General features: G+C 48.4%; 2 protein-coding genes. One reads left to right on the top strand and one right to left on the bottom strand.

The features are described 5' to 3' along the window. A partial coding sequence (locus B5F88_RS19650) for an SLOG family protein (RefSeq protein ID WP_087937066.1) occupies positions 1–320 on the bottom strand: 320 nt, incomplete at its 3' end. A gap of 138 nt (positions 321–458) precedes the next feature. On the opposite strand from B5F88_RS19650, the gene B5F88_RS19645 reads away from it, so the two are divergent. After that, complete coding sequence (locus tag B5F88_RS19645) at positions 459–773, top strand: helix-turn-helix transcriptional regulator (RefSeq protein ID WP_087937065.1); 315 nt, start codon at positions 459–461, stop codon at positions 771–773. The last annotated feature ends 352 nt before the right edge of the window (positions 774–1125 follow it).

The raw sequence follows: 1125 nt of genomic DNA, 5'->3' as shown, positions 1-1125 counted from the left end.
CGCACCAGATCTGCGTGCCGTATCACCTCCACATAACGACTAGTCCAAGACGCACTCCAATGAAGCCCAAAATTTTCATACGGAAGTGCGCAGATCAGCTTCAGTCGGTCATCTGATACTCTGCGTTCAAGAACCAGTTCTGCCGCGCAAATATCTACCCCCTTTGCCATCCCTGAAATAAATGTAGTAAACCCATCTTCTATCGCTCGGTCGATTTCCAGTCCTAATTGTACACATAGCTGTTCTTCGGGAATTTTCAGCTTTTCTGGCCTGTGCCCCGTAAAGCAGCAACGGTGTTTCCGCAGTTCTTGCTCACTCATCTCTTAGCACGCTCCTTGTTGTAATGACGCCTTGATTATACCATTTATAAAGGTTTAATCAAACGCTTATTCCCTTTGTGAGAGTGAATAAAAGCACTTTGGGCAAGATACAATAAGGGGCGTAGCGAGGTGAATATCATGGATGAAAATTTTATCCGCAAAAGGATGACCGAGCTTCGCATGAAAAAGGGCGTATCTGAATATCAGATGAGTTTGGATATGGGGCACAGCCGCAATTATATTCAAAATATCTCAAATGGACGCGCCTTGCCCTCTATGCCGGAGTTTCTTTATATGTGCGAATACCTGGATGTTACCCCAAGTGCCTTTTTCGATGAAAGCACGGAAAATCCGGCTCTCATGCAAAAGGCCATCGATGAGTTGCGCACATTACCGGACAGAGATGTGTTGACCTTGCTTGGTTTGATCCAAAGATTAAAAGAGCGTGGATAGCAGTTTATAGCACAGAGATGCCAATGGCATCTCTGTGCTATTTTGTCCGACCTCTTTTTGTGTGCCGACCTTTGGCCGGAGCCGCTTTGTGCTGCCGATTTAGCTGCTCCCGGTACCCCTTCAGCCGTGCCAGAACAGAGGGGCGCTCATGGGTCGTCTCCGTACTGATTTCGCTCTTGGAGATACTGGAGCTGCCGCTGATACCGGCCAAGTCGAACTCCGACCGAGACTCTTTTTTTGGCATTCTTTCCTCCCGGATCACGGAATCCCGCATGGGGGCTTGCTCCTTGGTTGGTGTACTCTGGCGATCCTGCGGAAGGTATCGGATGCGCTCAAAAATGAGATTGGCTCG

Source organism: Flavonifractor sp. An306 (assembly GCF_002159455.1).
Lineage (GTDB): Bacteria > Bacillota > Clostridia > Oscillospirales > Oscillospiraceae > Flavonifractor.
The sequence above is the reverse complement of the archived record's forward strand: the minus strand, read 5'-3'. Positions and strand labels throughout refer to the sequence as shown.

Bases quoted from the DNA above. Each gene is read 5' to 3' on its own strand.
- B5F88_RS19645 (WP_087937065.1), top strand. From the start codon at position 459: ATGGATGAAAATTTTATCCGCAAAAGGATGACCGAGCTTCGCATGAAA.